Source organism: Tahibacter amnicola, assembly GCF_025398735.1.
Classification (GTDB): domain Bacteria; phylum Pseudomonadota; class Gammaproteobacteria; order Xanthomonadales; family Rhodanobacteraceae; genus Tahibacter; species Tahibacter amnicola.
This window is the reverse complement of the sequence record NZ_CP104694.1, coordinates 294669-313908: the sequence shown is the minus strand read 5'-3', so window position 1 is coordinate 313908 and position 19240 is coordinate 294669. Positions and strand designations below refer to the sequence as shown.

Below are 19240 nucleotides of genomic sequence, written 5' to 3'. Positions count from 1 at the left end.
CTGTGTCGGTGTTCCGGCCGGCCGCGCCGGCCGGTCGTCATTGACCGCAGGTCCCCTCCAGCGAATCGACCCACTGGCTGATCAGCTGCACCCCTTCGGTGTGCGCCAGCGAGCGGCCGAGCTCGGGCATCATCACCGCCGGATCGTTGCTACCCATTCGATAGACCAGCACCGATGCCTGTGCCTGGCCCGGGTGGATGTCATAGAGGCGGTCGCCCGTGCCCTTGCCGGCAGCCACCGGCTGCTTGCACAGGCCCATGTGCAGGTCGGGGGAGGCGGCCGCATCCAGCCACAGGCCCGAGGTGTTGGCCGCGCCCGTGGCGCTGTGGCAGTGGCCGCAGTTGATGTCCAGGTAGCTGCGCGCGCGCGCCGCCAGCGGCGTGGCGCTGTCGTGCCAGTTGGCGGCGCGTGGTGCGGCCAGCGGGGCGGGCGCGCCCGTAAGGTAGCCCACGCGGCTGAGCTTGGCCAGCTGGTTCTCGCGGCCACCGGCGTAATCGAATTCGCGATTGAGGTGGCGGGCCTTCGGTCCGATCGGCTGCAGCGCGCGCGCGCGGTTGTCGGTGGCGTGGCAGCCGGCGCACTGGTTCTGGTCGGGCACCTGGTAGGCCAGCTCGGTCGCAGTTCCTGTCGCATCGACCAGCGACAGTGGCACCAGCGCGCCGACGCGTTGCAGCGTGGCCTCGGTCTGGTCGTCGTTCCACACGTAGGGCAGGGCCAGCCAGCCCTCCTGGCGCCGCACCAGCAGGCGCGTCTCGACCAGGCGCACGCGGTCGAGCTGCAGCGTTTCGCGCTCCAGCTCGGTGGCTTCCGGCGCCGTCCGCGCAACCTGGCCAGGCGCCTTGCCGCGTGGGTAGTAGAAGGTCTTGCTGATGATGGTGCCGACGGGAAAGTCGAAGCTGCTGTCGGGGCTGTAGCGCGCGGATTGTCCGGCCGGCATCCACACGGTGCGCCACTTGTGCGCGTAGTCGCTGAAGAGTGGCGTGTTCAGGTCGAAGGACACCACGCCCTCGTTCGGACGCATCTGCCCGCCGGAATGGCGGAATAGCTTCCACTGGCTCAGTTGCGCCGGCAGGCCATCGGCATGGAACTGCACCGGCCCTTCGGCACCGCAGCCGCCCAGCAGGATGACGAAAAGCCACAACCCGACCGCCCTGGCGACTGCCTTCACGGATCAGCCCCGGCCCAGGTCGATGGCCGGCAGTTTCGGCAGGCTGCAACGGAACGCGGTCATGTCCGTGTTGGGATTGTCATAGCCATTGGGACCATCGGCGTTGATCACGCCGGACACATCGGCAAGGCAGATCTCCGGCCCCCGCGCCTGGCCGTCGACGAGGCGATTGGCATTGAAGTAGCCATCCCAGAGCACATCCGGGAAGCGCCCGCCGATGCCCATCGCGGCGATCTTCAGGGCTTTGAGATCCAGACCGTCCGGCGAATCCCCACCGCCGCTCAGGCGGTTGCCGTAGACGAAGATGCGCTCGGGGTAGGGATCAAAATCCTTGGACATGCTGTCGTTCTTGTAGCCGGTGGAATAGACGCTGGAGACGATCACGTTGGCGGTGGCGTTGTCGGAAATATCATTGTCGAAAATTTCCACATCGTCGTTGGAGTTGATCACGACGCCGGAGCCGGCGGGGACGCTGGCCACCGGCGTGCCCTTGGCGCCGAAGTTGGCCGTGTTGTTGTGCTGCACCTTGTTCTTGAACACGCGGATGCCGCCGCCCTGCTGCGACAGCGCCGGCATGTTGAACACGAGAATGCCGCCCGTGTTGTCGACGGCGGTGTTCTCGTACACGTCCGCGTTGACGGTGTTCTCGATCTCGATGCCGGCAACATTGCGCTCGGCGTGGCTGCGCCGCAGCACGACATCGCGCGATTGCCCCACGTAGATGCCGGCGTCGGACGCCGCGATCGCCACGCAGTCTTCGATCAGCACATTCTTCGTCTTGACCGGGTAGATGCCGTAGCCGCCGTTCTTGGTGCTGGGACCGTCGGTCCATTGCACCTTCACGCCACGGATGGTGACGCGCTCGGACTCGCTGATCTTCAGCCCGTCGCCTTTGGAATCCTCGATGGTGAGGTTCTCGATGGTGAAATCGTTGCCGTTGACGAGCAGTCCTTCCGCGCCGGCCTTCTGGCCACGGAAGCTCAGCACGCTCTTGTCCATGCCGGCACCGCGGATGGTGACGCCGTCGGCACGCAGGGAAAGGCTGCGCTCGAAGGCGAAGCGACCCGCGGGAATGGTGATGACGCTGCCGGGCTTGGCGTCGAGCAGCTGCTGCTGCAGCGTGGCGGCGTAGCTGGCGTCCGCCGGCGGCAGGGCGGCCTTCTCCTCCTTGCCGCAGGCGGCCAGCGCCAGGGCGGACAGCACGATCACGGTGATGCGCATGGAATGCCTCCGGTGTAGCAATGGCGGGCGCGGGAAGGGCTGGGAATCCCGCGCTTTCGTCAGGGAAAGTCCGGACACGGCCTTGTGCTCCGGGTCGTCCAGGCCCCCTGGTTTCGAGGGAGCAGGCCAAATGCTGGCCCAGCCAGCGTTCTGGCGCGGTGGTGGAAGGATGTTGGCGTTGGCAGGCATTCCACCCGTCAGCTGGGACATACCGTCCTAAGTCTTGTGCGGTGCGTAAGGCTTAATCGAGGGCAAGAGCGGCATACTTGGGGGGCAAAGCGGACAGGCGACGAGCAGGCAATGGCGCAATCCCCCCGGATGGACGATCAGCGACTCACCACGGCCGATCTGCCTACGCACATTCTTTCTGGGCTGGTGCAACTGGCGCAGGAGCGCAACACCGACGGTAGCGCGTGGTTTGCCGGCACCCGTCTGCGCCTGGCGGATGTGAGCGATCCGCTGGCGCGCGTGAGCTACCGCGATGCGATCACCATCGTGCGTCGCGCAGTGGCCTCGATCGATCTCCCCGAACTCGGGCTGGAACTGGGCCGGCGCCAGAACCTGGGCAACTTCGGCCTGCTTGGGCTGGCCATGAAGACGGCGCGTCATTTCGGCGAGGCGATCGAGATCGGCCTGACCTACCAGCGCGCCACCGGGCCATTGATGATGCTGTCGCTCGACGCGGATACGGAGGACGAAGTCGTGGTGGTCGCGCAGACCCCCACCATCGAGCCGGACGTGCTGCCGTTCCTGTGCGAGGAGATGTTCGCCAGCCTCATCGCCGTGGCGCGGGAGATGGCGGGCCCTTCGTTCCGTCCTCGCCGCGCGGACCTGGCGTACCCGGCGCCGCCGTACGCGGCGCAGTACCAGGCCTTGCTGCAATGCCCGGTGCGTTTTGACCAGCCGCAGAATCGCCTGAGCTTTGACCGCGCCTGGCTGGGCCTGCCGTTTCCGGCGTACAACCCGGTGACCGCGCGGCAGGCGCGGGCGGCGCTGACACGCGAAATCGGCAATGCCGCGGCCGGCCAGGGCGATGCCACGACGGCGGTGGAACGTGCCCTGCGCCAGCGGCTGGCGCAGAACCCGCGTCTGCAGGACATCGCCCTCGGCCTGCATCGCAGCGAACGGACGCTGCGCCGGCAGCTGGCCCTGGAAGGCGCCAGCTTCACGCGCATCCACGACCGCCTGCGCTGCGAGCGGGCGCTGGAACTGCTCAACGACCGCCGCCTGACCATCACCCAGATCGGCAGCCAGGTCGGCTTTGGTGACGTGCGCGAGTTCCGCCGTGCGTTCAAGCGCTGGACAGGCCGCGTGCCCTCGGATATCCGCGACGAACACGACTCGTAAGGGCCGGCCCGCAGGGCGAAGGGCGCCTCGGTCTTGTCCCGCCGTTTCCCAAGTGGTCCCATTCGGCGCCGCATTATTCTGATTTGCAATTTGTCTGGATTTCCCCGCCACCGGCGTTGATTCTGTCCTAGCCGTATCCCGCTCCGGACCTATACTTGTGCACTTCGCACCGAAGTGCCGCCGTCCTGCCCGGTTGCGCACCCGGACCAGGGAGCTTCAATGAAACGTGGACTTTGGGTGGCCGTGGCCGTCATCGCGCTGCTGGGTGTCGCCGGCTGGGTCGCCGGCCGCGCGCGGGTACCGGTAGCACCGGGCAGCATGGGCGAACCAGCCAGCTGGCATGGCGCGCACTCGGGCCAGGGTGGCCTGGCGCAGGGGCCTGCCGCGACGGACGTGTTTGACCCCCACGATCTCGCCAGCCTGCGCCGGCGTGCCGAGCGGTTCCTGTTGTCCGCGTCCGGCATGCAGGCCGATGACCGCGCGCGGGAAGCCGCGCGGATCGCCTCGGATGTGGTCCGCTACGAGGCGTCGGGCGACATGGCGGCCACCGAGGCGGTCATCCTGCGCCTGGGGCTGATCCAGGTCGATGGTGCCGACGAGGCCACCCAGGCCGACCGCATCGCCGATGTGATCGCCTCGCACCGCCTGCGCGATACATCCGGAACCGGTTCACTGGACCGGACTGGTCGCGACGCCGCATGGGCGCGCTACCAGGCGCGTGAGCGCGAGATCACGGCCGAGGTCATGCGCATGGCGCAGCTTCCCGATGGCCTCACCCGCGAGGAATACCTGCGCCAGCGCCTGCTGAAAGAACGGCTGTCGACAGCCATGGATACGACGCCGTGAGCGTCGACCTGCGCTACTCGGCGGTCAGGGATGACGCATAGACGGTGATCTGGAACGTCTTGCCGGTGCCGGGCCCGTCTTCGATGTCCTGCAGCTCCGGCGAGCGCAGCCGCATGCCCTGCTGGTGCGTGTCGATTGCCCGGAGCGTGTCGGACACGCATGCCGTACTGGCCGCCGTTCCGGTCACGACGACAAGCCCTTTGCCGAAGCGGACATCGTGGACGCGGCAGCCCGCGGGAATCAGCGCGTTGAGCCGGCGGCTGATGGACTTGGCGGTGCCGAACCCCTGCGGTGGCGGATCGGCCGGCTTGCCCGCTGCCGTATTGGCAGTGGTGGCCGCTGCCGTCGCCGGCATCGCGACGGGCTGGATGTCCGCGGCACGCAGAAGGTCCGAGTCATCGATTTCGAGCGTGGCCAGCAGCGACTGGCCATCCGGCCGGGTTTCCAGTTCCTTCGGACGGAACCGCCCGGCGCGCCAGATGGCGTAGATCGCCTGATCCAGTGCCTTGCGGTCCAGTCGCAGCGTGACGATGGCCTGGGGTGCCTTCACCGTCACCGACACGATGGCTTCCGGCGCGATGCCCAGCACCTGCAGGCGCGCGCGGAGTGTCTCGGCATCGGCGTAGGCGATGATCTGGTCCGCCGGAGCCTCGGGCAGCGGCGTCGCCCGGGGCGCCGGCGGCGATACGCCTTGCGGCAGGGGCAGGGCGTAGCCCGCGCGCAGATTCCTGGGGTTCCAGGATTCGATCGGATCCGTGCGGGGCCACGTCGATTCCAGGGCTTTCCAGCCGGTGGGAATGCTCACGTACTTGCAGCCGTCGCCACACCAGACCGAGAACAGATCCTTTCGCGACACTTCGACGGCCCGGCCGACGAGGTCGCCGCTGGCGTCGCGCTGGAGATCGACCGCGGGCTCGCTGCCGAAGGCCATCCACCCGTCGGCGCAACGGAAGTCGCGGTCGCGGTAGGCGTGGTGAACGTACTCAAGGCTCAGTCCTTGCTCCGCAAGGGCCTCGCGGGATGTCTCGTCGTCGCGGCCCTGCTGCCAGCTCACCAGGAGGTTATAGACGCGGCGGTAGCGGTCGGGCTGGCGCTCGCGCATCTCGGCCAGCGTCTGTTCGACGTAGGCATGCGAGACGACGCGGCTGGTCCGGATGTGGCCCTCCGCCAGCTGCTCGATGCGTAGCACCGGCCCACCGCCCAGCCACGCAATGTGCGGCATCGCCCAGGCGAACAGCTTCACCGGACCCTCGTTACTGACGTTGTAGGTGCCCGACAGGTCGGGGCAGTCCTGGGCCGTTGCGGGATCACCGGGAGACGGGCGGGGGCCTTTCCGGCTGGCCACGTGCAGCGCCGTGACACCGACCAGCACGACAAGAAACAACAGGAACTTTCGCAACGGGCTTCCCCTGGAACAGTGGCGCCGGCGGCTGTTACGCGCCGCGGCACCGGCGGGCGCATGGTAGGGCCGGTCAGGCTCGAGCGTCATCCGGGGCCGGGATGTCGCGTTGCACCAAGTAGGTGATCATCATGGGAATTTTGCACCACCATGGTGCTCTTTGGTCGTGCGCGACGGCTCCAAATAACGCTAACCGATTGAACTTAAATAACTATTTGAGTTGGCACGCGGCTTGCCATAGCGCTACGCGTCTTCCCCTTCCCCAATGAGGTTTCCCGCATGTCCGCTGAAAAGGTTCTCAAGCTGATCAAGGATGAAGGCATCGAGTTCGTCGACCTGCGTTTCGCCGACATGCGCGGCACCCAGCATCACGTGACCTTCCCGGCGCACGCGATCGACGCGGGCACCTTCGAGGACGGCAAGATGTTCGACGGCTCGTCGATCGCCGGCTGGAAGGGCATCAACGAATCGGACATGGTCCTGCTGCCGGATCCGGATTCGGCGGTCATCGATCCGTTCTTCGCGCACAAGACCCTGGCCATCGTCTGCGACGTGCTCGAACCGTCGACGATGCAGGCCTATTCGCGGTGCCCGCGCTCGATCGCCAAGCGCGGCGAGTCGTTCCTGAAGTCCACCGGTCTTGCCGATACGGCGTTCTTCGGCCCGGAACCCGAGTTCTTCATCTTCGACTCGGTGCGCTGGCAGAACGACATGGGCAAGGTGTTCTACGAAATCGAATCGCAGGAAGCCGCCTGGAGCTCGAAGTACCGCTATGAGGAAGGCAACTCGGGTCTGCGCCCGGGCGTGAAGGGTGGCTACTTCCCGCTGCCGCCGGTCGATTCCTTCCAGGACCTGCGTGCGGAAATGTGCCTGGCGCTCGAAGCGCTCGGGCAGGTAGTCGAAGTGCACCACCACGAAGTGGCCAACGCCGGCCAGTGCGAAATCGGCACGCGCTTCAACACGCTGGTGAAGAAGGCCGACGAACTGGCCCTGCTCAAGTACGTGATCCGCAACGTCGCGCACAAGAACGGCAAGACCGTCACCTTCATGCCCAAGCCGATCGTCGGCGACAACGGCTCGGGCATGCACGTGCACCAGTCGCTGTCCAAGAGCGGCCAGAACCTGTTCTCGGGCGACCTCTACGGCGGCCTGTCGCAGACCGCGCTGTACTACATCGGCGGCATCTTCAAGCACGCCCGCGCCATCAACGCGTTCGCCAACTCGACCACCAACAGCTACAAGCGCCTGGTGCCCGGTTACGAAGCACCGGTGATGCTGGCCTACTCGGCCCGCAACCGTTCGGCCAGCTGCCGCATTCCGTTCGTGACCAATCCGAAGGGCCGTCGCATCGAGATCCGCTTCCCGGACCCGATGAACTCCGGCTACCTCGTGTTCACCGCGCTGATGATGGCCGGCCTCGACGGCATCCTGAACAAGATTGATCCGGGCGCGCCGATGGACAAGGACCTGTACGACCTGCCGCCGGAAGAAGAAAAGAACATTCCGACCGTCTGCCACAGCCTCGACCAGGCGCTCGACGCGCTGGACAAGGACCGCGACTTCCTCAAGGCCGGCGGCGTGTTCTCCGACGACTTCATCGATGCCTACATCGAACTGAAGATGGGCGAGGTGACCAAGTTCCGCGCTTCGACGCACCCGCTCGAATACGCGATGTACTACGCGATCTGACGTGCTACACCACCGGGAGCGGCCAAGGCCGCTCCCGGTCCACGCCCCAGTGGCAAGCGTGTGACGACGGTGCGGGATGCACCGGGTTCGGGAAGGGCGGCGCCGGTGCAATGCCGGACGCCGGCCGCAGGAAGCGGCCAGCAAGCGGCGACCGCGCAGCCGGTACGCCGACAAGGGGCGGCACAGCCTCGTGGTACCCGGAGTGGAACGGCACGGAAAGCCAACGTTCCCGCATCGGCAGCGATGTGCGGCACGGATTCCCATCTCACCGAACGGGCACACCATGAAACTCATCACCGCCATCATCCGGCCGTTCAAGCTCGACGACGTGCGCGAGGCCCTCTCCGAGGCCGGCGTCAGCGGCATCACCGTCACCGAGGTCAAAGGCTACGGTCGCCAGAAGGGCCATACCGAACTCTATCGCGGCGCCGAATACGTCGTGGATTTCGTTCCCAAGATCCGCATCGAGGCCGCCGTGCCCGATGCACTCGCGGAAGTCGTCATCGAGGCGATCGTCTCTTCCGCGCGTACCGACAAGATCGGCGACGGCAAGATCTTCGTGCTCGACCTGGAACACGCCGTGCGCATCCGCACCGGCGAAATCGACGACGACGCGCTCTGAGGGGGCCACCATGACGACCATCGAATCAACGCGGCGCCGGGTGCGCCGCGCGCTGTCGGCGTTTTCCGTTTCCGTCCTGCTGGCTGCCGATGCGGCGGCCCAGGCGACCACCCCCGTGCCCGACAAGGGCGATACGGCGTGGCTCCTGGTCTGCACGGCGATCGTGATTTTCATGACCCTGCCGGGCCTGGGTCTGTTCTACGGGGGCCTGGTGCGCGCCAAGAACATGCTGTCGGTGCTGATGCAGTGCTTTGTCGTCTTCGCCCTGGTCGTGGTGCTGTGGACCGTTTACGGCTACAGCCTCGCGTTCACCGCAGGCAATGCGTTTTTCGGCGGCTTTGACCGCCTGCTGATGGCCGGCCTCAAGCCCGAGACCGTGGCAGCGACCTTCTCCAAAGGCGTGGTCGTGCCGGAGCTGGGCTTCTTCGCCTTCCAGGCCGCGTTTGCGGCGATCACCTGTGCGCTGGTGGTGGGTGCCTTTGCCGAGCGCGTGCGATTCGCCGCGGTGCTGGTCTTCACGGTGATCTGGTTCACTTTCAGCTATGTGCCGATCGCGCACATGGTGTGGTTCTGGCCGGGCCCCGACGCCTACACCAGCCAGGCTGCCGCCGAAGCGGCGGGCGCCGGATCCGGCTTCCTGTTTGCCCGGGGCGCTCTGGATTTCGCCGGCGGCACGGTGGTGCACATCAATGCAGCCGTGGCAGGCCTGGTCGGTGCCTGGCTGGTCGGGCGGCGCGTGGGACACGGCCACGAGGCGATGCGCCCGCACAGCCTGCCCCTGACCATGGCAGGCGCCGCCATCCTGTGGGTGGGCTGGTTCGGCTTCAATGCCGGCTCGGCGCTGGAGGCCAACGGCACGGCAGCACTGGCCTTCGTCAACACCCTGATCGCGCCCGCCGCCGCCGTGGTCGCCTGGACCGTCGGCGAGTGGCTGGGCAAAGGCCGGCCCTCGATGCTCGGTGCGGCGTCAGGTGCAGTGGCAGGGCTGGTCGGCATCACGCCGGCCGCCGGGTTTGTCGGCGTCGGCGGCGCCCTGGTGATCGGCGCGGCCGCGGGCTTTGCCTGCCTGTGGGGGGTGACGGGTCTCAAGCGCCTGCTGCGCATCGACGATGCGCTGGACGTCTTCGGCGTGCACGGTATCGGCGGTATCGTCGGCGCCCTGCTGACCGGCGTGTTCGCCTCACCGGCGCTCGGTGGCACGGGCATCTTCGACTACGTGAGCAACGCCGTGGCGCCGGACTACGCGATCGGTCGCCAGGTACTGGTCCAGCTGACCGGCGTCGGCCTGACCCTGGCCTGGTCGGCCCTGGTGGCCGTGCTGGCGTACAAGCTTGCCGACTGGACCGTCGGCCTGCGCGTGCCGCACGACGAGGAACGCGAGGGACTGGATATCACCTCGCACGGCGAGTCGGCGTACGACTACTGAGGGGCGGTTCCGGACGCGGGCCGATGGATCTGCCCGCGTTCTGCCCGACGCCGGGCTGGATCCGCGCCCGGGCCCGATGCAGCCTGGGCCGATGCATACGCCTACGTCCGTCCGTGTTCGTGCCAGCGGCTTCCTGCGGGAAGCCGTTGCGGAATTTCTCGCCTTCGGTCTGAAGGAAGTCGCCAGCTGCCTGTTTGCCGGCGGGTTCTTCCTGGTCCTGGTGGTGTCGACACAGCTGCCGCCGTTGCCGATTCCGCGTTACGACCTGATCCTCATCGCGGCGATCGTGTTGCAGATCCTGCTCGTGGTGTCGAAGCTGGAGACGCTCGACGAGCTCAAGACCATCTGCCTGTTCCACGTCCTGGGATTTGCGCTGGAGGTGTTCAAGACCCACCCGGCGATCGGCTCCTGGAGCTATCCGGAGCCCGGCTATACCAAGCTGTTCGGCGTGCCGTTGTATTCGGGATTCATGTACGCCGCGGTGGCCAGCTACATGATCCAGGCGTGGCGCTGGTTCGGGCTGGAACTGACACGTGCGCCGGACGCGCGCCTGTCCGTGCTGCTGGCCGCGGGCGTGTACCTGAACTTCTTCACCCACCACTGGCTACCAGACCTGCGCTGGTGGCTCGCCGCGGCGCTGGCGCTGCTGTTCGCCCGCACCCGCGTGCACTTCACGCCGTGGCGCTGGCGGCTGTCGATGCCGGTGCCGCTGTCGTTCTGCCTGATCGGATTCTTCATCTGGGTGGCCGAAAACATTGCCACCTTCTACGGGGCGTGGATGTACCCGGACCAGCATGCCGGCTGGCGCGTGGTCCATACGGGGAAGATCAGTTCCTGGCTGCTGCTGGCGAGCGTCACCTTCGTGATCGTCGCAGATCTCAAGCACTACCGGGCGAAGCGCAGGGCAGTGAAGGCCGCGTGAAGCGCGGCGGAGAGTGACACACGGCAAGGTTTCGATTCGTACGAATTACGGCACAACCTGACCGCAGTGGGACACGTTCTCATCCACCGGAGGCGGCGCGGGTTCAGCGCGCGCGACCGCAACGGCCCACGCGACCAGCACGCAGACAAAGGCAAAGCGGCTCAGTACGGATCGACTCCCCCTCACATTTCCCAACATCGCTCCATCCCCCGTGTTCCGCTGGCCCGACCGCGCCCGCCGACGGCTCCTTGGTCCGTCGATTGCGCCGTGTCAGGTGACAGCGGCGTCGTGCAGGTCCAGAACAATGTGCAAAGATCGCGCCGGCCGGGCCCGGCAGCACCGCACGGCCAAAGGGCGGCCCGATTGCGTACTGCGATCACGACGCAACGGACTTTTCGAGGACGCCATGGTTGCCCTGACCCTGCCCAACATGTCGGCCTGGATCGGCATGATCCCGACAGCGCCGTCCCTGGCGACGGAAAGCCGCCGTGGCCGTTGCGGGATTTCGTCGAATGGCAAAACCTTTCGCGTCGACAAAACCGCCTATGCTTGCGCCATGCACCCCATCAGCGATGACATCACCGCGTGGATCCACGACTGGCAGGACGGCGACGCCCAGGCGCGCGATCGCGTGTTCGCGCGCCTGTACCTGGAACTCAAGCGCCTGGCCGCGGCCGTGCTGCGCAGCGAATCGGGACACGAAACGCTCCAGCCCACCGCCTTGCTCAATGACGCCCTGATCAAGCTGACCACTGCCGCGAGTGCGCCGGCGGCCGAAGACCGCAAGCACTTCGCCCGCATCGTGGCGCGTGCCATGCGCCAGATCCTGGTCGACCGGGCGCGGCGCAAACTGGCCGAGAAGCGCGGCGGCGGCGAGGTGGCCGAATCGCTTGATGGCCTGGAGGTCGCCGTGGCGGGCACCCCGGCCGAGCTGGTGGCACTCGACGACGCGCTGGCCACGCTGGCGCGCCTGGACGCGCGTGCGGCGGCGGTGGTGGAGCTGCGGGTCTTCGCCGGCCTGACCATCGATGAAACGGCGCAGGCCCTGCAGATCAGCCCGTCGGCGGTCAATCGCGAATGGGCCCACGCCAGTGCATGGCTCAAGAACGACGTCTTCGGCGCCCGCTGAGTCCACCGCAACCCGTCTTTACAGCCGCCGTGATGAACGATACCGACGCTTACCTGCGCCAGAAGAACGCCTTTTTCGACCTGCTGGACCTGCCGCCCGATGACCGGGTGGGCTACCTGGCGCAGCTGGCGGCCACCGACCCTTCCCTGGCCGATGTACTGGCCCGCCAGCTGGAGTCCGCCGGGCAGCCCTTGCCGGCGCTCGATGCCTGCGGCCGCGAACCGGCCTTGCCGCGCGTGGCCTCGTACCGGCTGGAGCGGGAACTCGGTCGTGGCGGCATGGGCCGCGTCTGGCTGGCCGAGCGCTCGCTCGGCGACGCGCGCCAGCGCGTGGCGCTCAAGCAGTTGCTGCACTCGGCCTGGACGGATGAAGCACGGCGCCGTTTCGAGCGCGAACGGCGGATTCTGGCCGGCCTGCTGCATCCGAACATCGCGGCACTGGTTGACGCGGGCACCGACGCCGACGGCGCGCCGTACCTGGCCACGACCTATGTCGACGGCGAGCGCATCGACCGCTACTGCGCCACCACCGGTGCCTCGGTCATCCAGCGCGTACAGCTCATCCGCCAGGTCGCCGAGGCGGTGGCCTATGCGCACCGCAAGCTGGTCGTGCACCGCGACATCAAGCCGGCGAACATCCTGGTCGACCGCGATGGCAGGCCCCAGCTGCTCGACTTCGGCATCGCGCGGTTCCTGGTCGAAGAGGCCATCACCACCGATGGGGTCGGCCCGCTCACGCTGCGCTACGCCGCGCCGGAACAGTTGTCGCCGGAAGGGCAGGATGCCGGCGTCGCCTGCGACGTCTACGCTTTGGGCGCGGTGCTCTACGAACTGCTCACCGGCGCCTCGCCACACGGTGACGTGGATGACCCGAAGGCACTGATCAGCGCGATCCTCACGCGGGAGGCCGAAGCGCCCTCGCGCCTGAGCCGGCTGCGCGGTGTGGATGCCGACCTCGATGCGATCTGTGCCATGGCCCTGCGCAAACGTCCGGAGGAGCGCTACGCCAGCGCCGGGGCGCTCGCCGCCGACCTCGCGCGCTGGCTCGCACGCCAGGCCGTCGACGCGCGACGCGGCGAGCGGGGCTATCGCGCCAAGGCCTGGTTGCGGCGGCGGTGGCCGGTCGTTCTGGGCATTGTCGCCATGTCGACATTTGCCATTTTCCACATCGTGCAGCAGGATCGCCTGCTCGAGCGCACCCGGCGCGAACACGAGAAGACCAAGGCCGTCGCCAACTACCTGGTGACGCTGTTTCGCGTCGCGACGCCCAACAAGACGAGCAGCGGCGACGTGAGCGTACGCGAGATGCTCGACCAGGGCACCCGGTCACTGCAGGACAAGCTCGCCCGCGGCGGCGACGCACGCAGCCTGGTTCCCCTGCTGCTGGCGGTGGCGCGCGTGCACTGCGAGCTGGGAGACCACCCGAAGGCGCGCGATCTCTCCACCCGCGCCGCACAGGCCGCGGGCGACCAGGGCGATGTCATGGCGCAGGCAGATGCGCTGCGTTCCGTCGCTGGCGAGTCCTACCACCTGGATGATCCGAAGGCGTTCCACGCGCATACGCAGGAAGGGGTGAAGCTGCTTGAATCGATCGGCGAGACGGACAGCGATCTCTATCTTGCCCAGATCGGCAACCTGGCGATCGGCTATTACCTCATCGGCGAGGCGGAAAAATCCTGGCCGATCTTCGAACGGGTGCATCGCCTCAACGAGTACACCAACATGGAGCGCTACATCCTCGGCCTCAACAACGCCGCAGGGCTGGCCCTCAACGCGGGCGAGTGCCAGCGCGGCGAAAACTGGCTGCGGATGGCGCAGGAGGCCACGCCACGCCGCCGGGCGCCCAATCCGGCCGAGGACATCCTGATCGGGCGCAATCTCGCGTGGGCGGCCTTGTGCAACGAACGCCCCGACGAAGCGCGCGAGCGGATCGATGCGCAGATGGCAAAGGGCGAAACCTTCTGGGGCAAGGCACACCCGGAGCTGGCGTCTCTCTACAACGACCGCGCCGAAATCGCCCTGGCGCAGGGCGACCTCGCCACGGCCGCGGCCGCGGCCGACGCCGCGTACACCCTCGCCAGCAAAGGCCTGCCGCCTGGTCATGGCATCACGACCGATGCACAGGGCCTGATCGGCATCATCCAGGTCGAAAAGGGCGACTACGCACAGGCGTTGCCCCAGCTGGAAGCCGTGGTCGCCGCGCGCGGCAGCGGGGCACCGGTCGAACCGCAGCCCCATGTGGAGCAGGTTGCGCTGGAAAGGGCACGCTGCGCCCTGCGGCAAACGCCCTTGCGCGAACGCGCCCAGCTGGAGCCCCATCTCACCGCGCGAAACCTCGCACCGTGGCAGCGGCGCCTGGTGACACGCTGGCTGGCCGGCTGTAGCGCCACAACGGCACGGTGAATCCGCGCTCGGCCCTGCTCAGGAAACCGGTGCGCCGGCACGACGGGCGTGCAGTACGCGCTGCAGGTCCACCAGACTGACCGGTTTGACCAGGTGCCCGTCGCAGCCGGCCTGCTCACTCCGGGCGTGGTCCTCGGCCTGGCCCCAGCCGGTCAGCGCGATGATCTGGATGGATCCGCCCCAGTCCTGCGCGCGGATTCGCCGCGTGGCCTCGTGTCCATCCAGCTCGGGCATGCCCACGTCCATCAGGATGATGTCCGGTCGCAGGGTCTGCGCCATTTCGACCGCCTCCAGGCCGTCGTGCGCCGTGTGCACCTCGTTGCCGAGCAGGCTGAGCATGGTAGCCATCGATGCTGCGGAGTCGCGGTTGTCATCGACGACCAGGATGCGCCGCGCCGGCGCCGCGGCGGCGTCTGTCGTGACCGTCTCGCCGGTCGAGCCGCGCAGGCCCAGCGGCAACTGCACGGTGAAGGTGCTGCCAAGGCCAGGGCCGTCGCTGTGCGCATGCACGCTGCCGCCGTGCATTTCCACCAGGCCCTTGACCAGTGCCAGGCCGATGCCGAGGCCGCCGGTGCTGCGTTCCACGCTGCGGTCGATCTGCGAGAACATGTCGAAAATCGTATGCATGGAATCGGCAGGGATTCCGATGCCGTTGTCGATGACCCGGATCACCACCTCCGTCGGCAACACCTGGGCCGACAGCAGGATGTTTCCGTTTGCAGGAGTGTACTTTGCGCTGTTAGATAAAAGGTTTCCGATCACCTGTGCCAGGCGGGTGAAGTCGGCGTCGAGCACGACGGTGTCGCGCGGCAGGTCGATTTCCAGCTGGTGCCCGGCGGCCTCGATCGACGGGCGCGCCGTATCCACCGCGCTGGCGACGACGTCCGCGAGCAATACGCTGGTGCGGCGCAATTCCATCTTGTTGAGGCTGATCCGCGAGACATCGAGCAGGTCGTCAATCAGCCGCACCATGTGCGCCAGCTGGCGGTCCATCATCGAACGGGCGCGCGCCACGGCGTCTGCGTCGGTGGCGGCAAGGCGCATGATTTCCAGGCCATTGCGCAGCGGTGCGAGCGGGTTGCGCAGCTCGTGCGCCAGCAGTGCGATGAACTCGTCCTTCTTGCGATCGGCTTCGCGCAGCTTTCTCACCAGGCGCGATCGTTCGTAGGCCACCGTGACGTAGCGCGTGACGATGCGCAGGAATTTCACGTCGTCCTCGTCCAGTACATCGCGCGTGCGGCTGGCGAACGAGAGCGTGCCGAGCAGGCGATTGTCCGCCAGCATCGGCGAGCAGGCGTAGGAACGGATGCCCAGGGTCTTGAGCAGCGCCTGGCGCGGATCTTCCGATTGCTGGACAAAACGGGCCACGACCGGATTGCGCGTGAGCGCCACGTGGCCGCACATGGCTTCGCCGAAAGCCAGCTGGCGACACTGGGACAGGAACTGGTCCGGAACGCCGACGCAGGATTCCAGCCGCAACACGTGGTCAGTTTCGTCGACGATGTAGTTGAAATAGGTATCCAGCGAGAAGTGCGGGGCGATGCGCGCAAACAGCTCGCGCATCATCAGTTCCGGATCATCGTTGGTGAGCAGTGACGCGGCCGCCACCCACAACAGGCGCTGGCGCTCGGCCTGCGTGCGGATCGATTCCTCGGCCTGTTTGCGCTCGGTCACGTCGCGCGTGGTGCCGGCGATGGCCTCCACTTCGCCTTCATTGCCCAGTACCGGTGTAAAAATGTAGTCGTAGATGCGCAGCCCCTGCGTGCCGGTGAAGGGCACTTCGCCGCGGACGGGCTGGCGGGTGCGGATCACCAGGTCGATTTCCCGGTCGTGCATCGCGGCATGCCACTCGGGATAACCCAGCTCGAGAAACGTCTTGCCGGCGGCTTCGTCCCAGGACTTGCCCCACAGCTGCAGCAGCGCGTCGTTGGCGTAGATGAAGCAATGCTTCAGGTCGAAGACGTAGACCAGATCAGGCGTATTGGACAGGATGGTCTCGTACAGGCGTCGGCTGCGTTCGGAATCCTGCATCAGGCGCTCGAGCACGCCTTCGACGCGTTTCTGGTCGGTGATGTCCAGCGCCGTGCCATTGAGCAGGACCGCGTGACGGTCCTGGCCTTCGCCTTCGAAGCTGGCGCGGCCATTGGCGGAGATCCAGCGCTGCGAGCCGTCGGGCAGGCAGATCCGGTAGTCGATCGAATACGCGCCGTCGCCGGCGGGATCGAGCGCATCCTGCACGGCGCGGTGCACGCTTTCCCGATCCTGCGGATGAATGCGACCCAGTGCTTCGCGCATGTTGGCGCCGGCGGCGGTGATCGTGCAGCCCCAGATTTCCCGCATGCGGTAATCCCACTCACCCTCGTCGGTAAGCGGGTCGTAGCGCCAGCTGCCGACGCGGCTGACATCCAGCGCCAGGCGCAGCCGGTCCTGGCTCGCACGCAGTTCGGCCTGGGCCTGGTTGCGTTCGATCAGCTCCGCCGCCTGATGGGCGTAGAGATCCGTGAGTCGCAATTCCTGCTCGCCGAAGCAATGCTCATCGGTGCAATAGGTGGTGAGGACGCCCAGCATCCGGCCGCCGTGGGTCAGGATCGGGGTGCACTGGGCGGAGCGGATGTCGGCCAGTTCCGCCACCGGTGCTGCCACCTCGAAAGGGAGCAGCGCTTCGTTCTCCTGGAGCACGGCACGCTGCCCCGTGCAGATGGCGCGACCACTCAGGGTGGATTCGACCACCGGCACGCCGTCCAGCTGGGCGACGAAGGACTCGCTCAATCCACGCTGTACCGCCAGTTGCAGTGAACCGCGCACGCTGTCGAGCAATTGCAGCGCACCGCTCTGCGTGCCGTGCAGGTCGAGCACGGCGTCGAGTATGTCGCCGAGGATGGCCTCAAGGTCGGTGCCTCCCGACAGGCGCGTCGTGATGGCATGCAAGCGCTCCATGGCCAGCAGCTCCGTGGCCAGCGCATGACCAGTAGGGATGGGCCGGGATCCATCCGGTGCGGTCGCGGACGTTGGCAGAGCGATGCCGATCAGCCCGCCACCGGCGACGGGCGAGAGCGTCATTCGGACACCGCGCAGGCCCCCGCCGCTGTATACAATGCGGCAATTGTGCGTCACCGGCGCGGCGGCCGCCCGGCCCAGCGCCTCCTGCAGCGCTGCCACGTCATCGGCAGGCACGAATTGCCACAGGGGGCGACCGCGGAGGGTGTGCTCGGGAAGGCCCGCCAGCGACGCCCAGCAGGCGTTGCTGGAGCGGTAGCGTCCCTGGTCGTCGAGCTCGAAAACCCCGAAGAGTTCCTGCGCAAAGAAGGCGCGGATACGAGCGTCGTCAGGCGCCATTTCGCGATTCCGGAAAGTGTCCGCCAGATGCTGTTGGCAATGTCCGATCTTGCCTGCGCCGCGAAGTCCGGGCAAGAAAAAGTTCCCTTTTGGCCTGAGCGGGCGCGGCGGCGTGCAGCGGCGTTGCACGTGCCTGAATTCCGTCGTCGCGCCGGCTTGCTCTGTCCCGCCGACAGGGTAGGCAATGCGCACGGACCTGCGCGACGGGCACGGGTAATTCGCTTTACGGCGCCGTGAATTCGCCGTTATGCCCGCCTGGGCAGCAACAAAACGTCAGTCCCGGGTAGGGATCTGTTCAGTGGGAAGCGGGGTCGGCGACGGACGCCGGAGGAGGACACGCCGCACCGACGGCGGCAATGCGGGTGCGGATCAGCGCCGCGTGAGAGCGACACATCGTGCCGGCGCCGCGTACCGGCGCCGGGCCGGCCGGGCGGAGATAAGGACGATCGACTGCCGGTGATGCATGGTGACGATTACGATTCGTAGGTACGAAGCGCCAGCATCGGCACGCGGCTTGTATCTTCAAAGTGCGTCGCGGCCTGGATTTCCGAGTAGATTTCCCAGCATTCGCTACGGCTCATGGCACCTTCGCGCCACAGCGTATTGATGCGGTTGAACAACTGGTTGCTCACGCTGTCGCGGGACGACGTGTCGGCACAGAGCGCCAGCCGACGGCGCAGCGTCTCGACTTCTTTGAGCGTATCGCTGAGTTTCATCGAAGTGCGCATTTGCTGAACTCCTCTGTTGTAATCCTGATGAAGCATTAAACGGGCCAAGCGTGCCGATACCCGCTGTCCGGTCTGCCGAAGCATCGCCTGTCACCGCCAGACACGGGCAAAACTCCCGAATGTGTGAGGGACGTCGCCCTTTCAAAGGGAATAAACGAGGGCGCGTACGGGAAAAGAACACCCATTTGCAACACGACGTAAACCCATCGCCGCGGCCGGTACGACATTTCTTGTCCGATTGGACAGATGTGACGCGAACGGCTGTCGAAGTGGGCGCAGGTGGGGTGGCGCCGGTGGCCGAAATCGACAACCGGCGGGCTTTGGGCGCAGAAAAATGCCTCGGGGGGTTTCTTGCTCGACCCGAACATGCAGTAAAGTTCGTGCGCCCTGGTTGCAGGGTCGTTTGCCGATTGATCGCGCAAGCGCAACTGTTTACGAGACCACTGCCACATGCCTAAGAAATCTGCGACCACTGCCGCCGCTTCCCGCCGCTCCGCGGCTCCTGCGAAAGCCGCCAAGGCGTCTGCCGCCGCCGGCGGAATCAAGCCGATCAAGGAAGCCTTCTCCAAGTCCGAACTGAGCCGCTACATTGCCGAGCAGACCGGCGTTGAGCCGAAATCGGTCAAGGCGGTTCTTGCAGCGCTGGAGGGCACCATCCTCGGCGCCATCCACAAGAAGGGTGTCGGCCAGTTCACCCTGCCGGGCATCGTCAAGCTGACGGCCCAGGCTGTTCCGGCCAAGAAGAAGCGTTTCGCGAAAGACCCGTTCACCGGCGAAGAGCGCTGGTTCCCGGCCAAGCCGGCGACCGTCCGCGTCAAGGCGCGTGCGCTCAAGAAGCTCAAGGACGCCGCGGTCTGATCGTCCCTGCGGGGGAAAACGTGTCCGTCGGGCACGTTTTCCTCCGCTCGCTGCACCGCGTCATTGCCGCGTCCTTCCTGATGTACTCCGGTTCTTCACGCCGATTCGCCCATTTCGTCGCTGCAGCAGCGCGATTCCCGCGATTGG

14 protein-coding genes are annotated in these 19240 nt (G+C 66.8%); 9 read left to right on the top strand and 5 right to left on the bottom strand.

Going from position 1 to position 19240, the window contains the following annotated elements:
• Positions 1–37: 37 nt before the first annotated feature.
• Both N4264_RS01190 and N4264_RS01185 read right to left on the bottom strand, forming a co-directional pair.
• Positions 38–1168: an SO2930 family diheme c-type cytochrome gene (locus N4264_RS01190; protein ID WP_261695252.1), complete on the bottom strand. Its 1131-nt coding sequence runs from the start codon at positions 1166–1168 to the stop codon at positions 38–40.
• A 3-nt stretch (positions 1169–1171) separates the two neighbouring features.
• Positions 1172–2389: a parallel beta-helix domain-containing protein gene (locus N4264_RS01185; RefSeq protein WP_261695251.1), complete on the bottom strand. Its 1218-nt coding sequence runs from the start codon at positions 2387–2389 to the stop codon at positions 1172–1174.
• 300 nt (positions 2390–2689) lie between these two features.
• On the opposite strand from N4264_RS01185, the gene N4264_RS01180 reads away from it, so the two are divergent.
• Together N4264_RS01180 and N4264_RS01175 are read left to right on the top strand one after the other, a co-directional pair.
• Positions 2690–3736, top strand: coding sequence for an AraC family transcriptional regulator (locus N4264_RS01180; RefSeq protein ID WP_261695250.1), 1047 nt, complete (start codon positions 2690–2692; stop codon positions 3734–3736).
• A 219-nt stretch (positions 3737–3955) separates the two neighbouring features.
• Positions 3956–4582 carry a hypothetical protein gene (locus tag N4264_RS01175; RefSeq protein WP_261695249.1) on the top strand — a complete coding sequence of 209 codons (627 nt, stop codon included), beginning with the start codon at positions 3956–3958 and terminating at the stop codon, positions 4580–4582.
• Positions 4583–4595: 13 nt separating this feature from the next.
• Here N4264_RS01175 and N4264_RS01170 read toward each other — a convergent pair whose 3' ends face one another.
• The gene (locus N4264_RS01170) at positions 4596–5981 is read right to left on the bottom strand and encodes a hypothetical protein (RefSeq protein WP_261695248.1); all 1386 of its coding nucleotides are present in this window, start codon (positions 5979–5981) and stop codon (positions 4596–4598) included.
• Between the two features lie 279 nt (positions 5982–6260).
• On the opposite strand from N4264_RS01170, the gene glnA reads away from it, so the two are divergent.
• The 6 genes from glnA (at position 6261) to N4264_RS01140 (ending at position 14171) form a co-directional block, all read left to right on the top strand.
• Positions 6261–7670: a type I glutamate--ammonia ligase gene (gene glnA, locus N4264_RS01165; RefSeq protein ID WP_261695247.1), complete on the top strand. Its 1410-nt coding sequence runs from the start codon at positions 6261–6263 to the stop codon at positions 7668–7670.
• A 283-nt stretch (positions 7671–7953) separates the two neighbouring features.
• Complete coding sequence (locus tag N4264_RS01160) at positions 7954–8292, top strand: P-II family nitrogen regulator (protein ID WP_261695246.1); 339 nt, start codon at positions 7954–7956, stop codon at positions 8290–8292.
• Positions 8293–8302: 10 nt separating this feature from the next.
• Positions 8303–9718, top strand: a complete 1416-nt coding sequence (amt, locus tag N4264_RS01155; RefSeq protein WP_261695245.1) for an ammonium transporter — start codon at positions 8303–8305, stop codon at positions 9716–9718.
• A gap of 91 nt (positions 9719–9809) precedes the next feature.
• On the top strand, positions 9810–10640 hold the full coding sequence (locus N4264_RS01150; RefSeq protein WP_261695244.1) for a DUF817 domain-containing protein: 831 nt from the start codon (positions 9810–9812) through the stop codon (positions 10638–10640).
• Between the two features lie 406 nt (positions 10641–11046).
• Positions 11047–11769: an ECF-type sigma factor gene (locus N4264_RS01145; RefSeq protein WP_261695243.1), complete on the top strand. Its 723-nt coding sequence runs from the start codon at positions 11047–11049 to the stop codon at positions 11767–11769.
• 32 nt (positions 11770–11801) lie between these two features.
• Entirely contained in the window at positions 11802–14171 is a 2370-nt protein-coding gene (locus N4264_RS01140; protein ID WP_261695242.1) for a serine/threonine-protein kinase, read from the top strand.
• A gap of 18 nt (positions 14172–14189) precedes the next feature.
• On the opposite strand, the gene N4264_RS01135 is transcribed toward N4264_RS01140, so the two are convergent.
• Both N4264_RS01135 and N4264_RS01130 read right to left on the bottom strand, forming a co-directional pair.
• Entirely contained in the window at positions 14190–17507 is a 3318-nt protein-coding gene (locus tag N4264_RS01135) for a GAF domain-containing protein (protein ID WP_261695241.1), read from the bottom strand.
• Positions 17508–17980: 473 nt separating this feature from the next.
• On the bottom strand, positions 17981–18235 hold the full coding sequence (locus tag N4264_RS01130) for a hypothetical protein (RefSeq protein WP_261695240.1): 255 nt from the start codon (positions 18233–18235) through the stop codon (positions 17981–17983).
• Between the two features lie 450 nt (positions 18236–18685).
• Between N4264_RS01130 and N4264_RS01125 the strand changes: the two genes are divergently transcribed.
• The gene (locus N4264_RS01125) at positions 18686–19093 is read left to right on the top strand and encodes an HU family DNA-binding protein (protein ID WP_261695239.1); all 408 of its coding nucleotides are present in this window, start codon (positions 18686–18688) and stop codon (positions 19091–19093) included.
• The last annotated feature ends 147 nt before the right edge of the window (positions 19094–19240 follow it).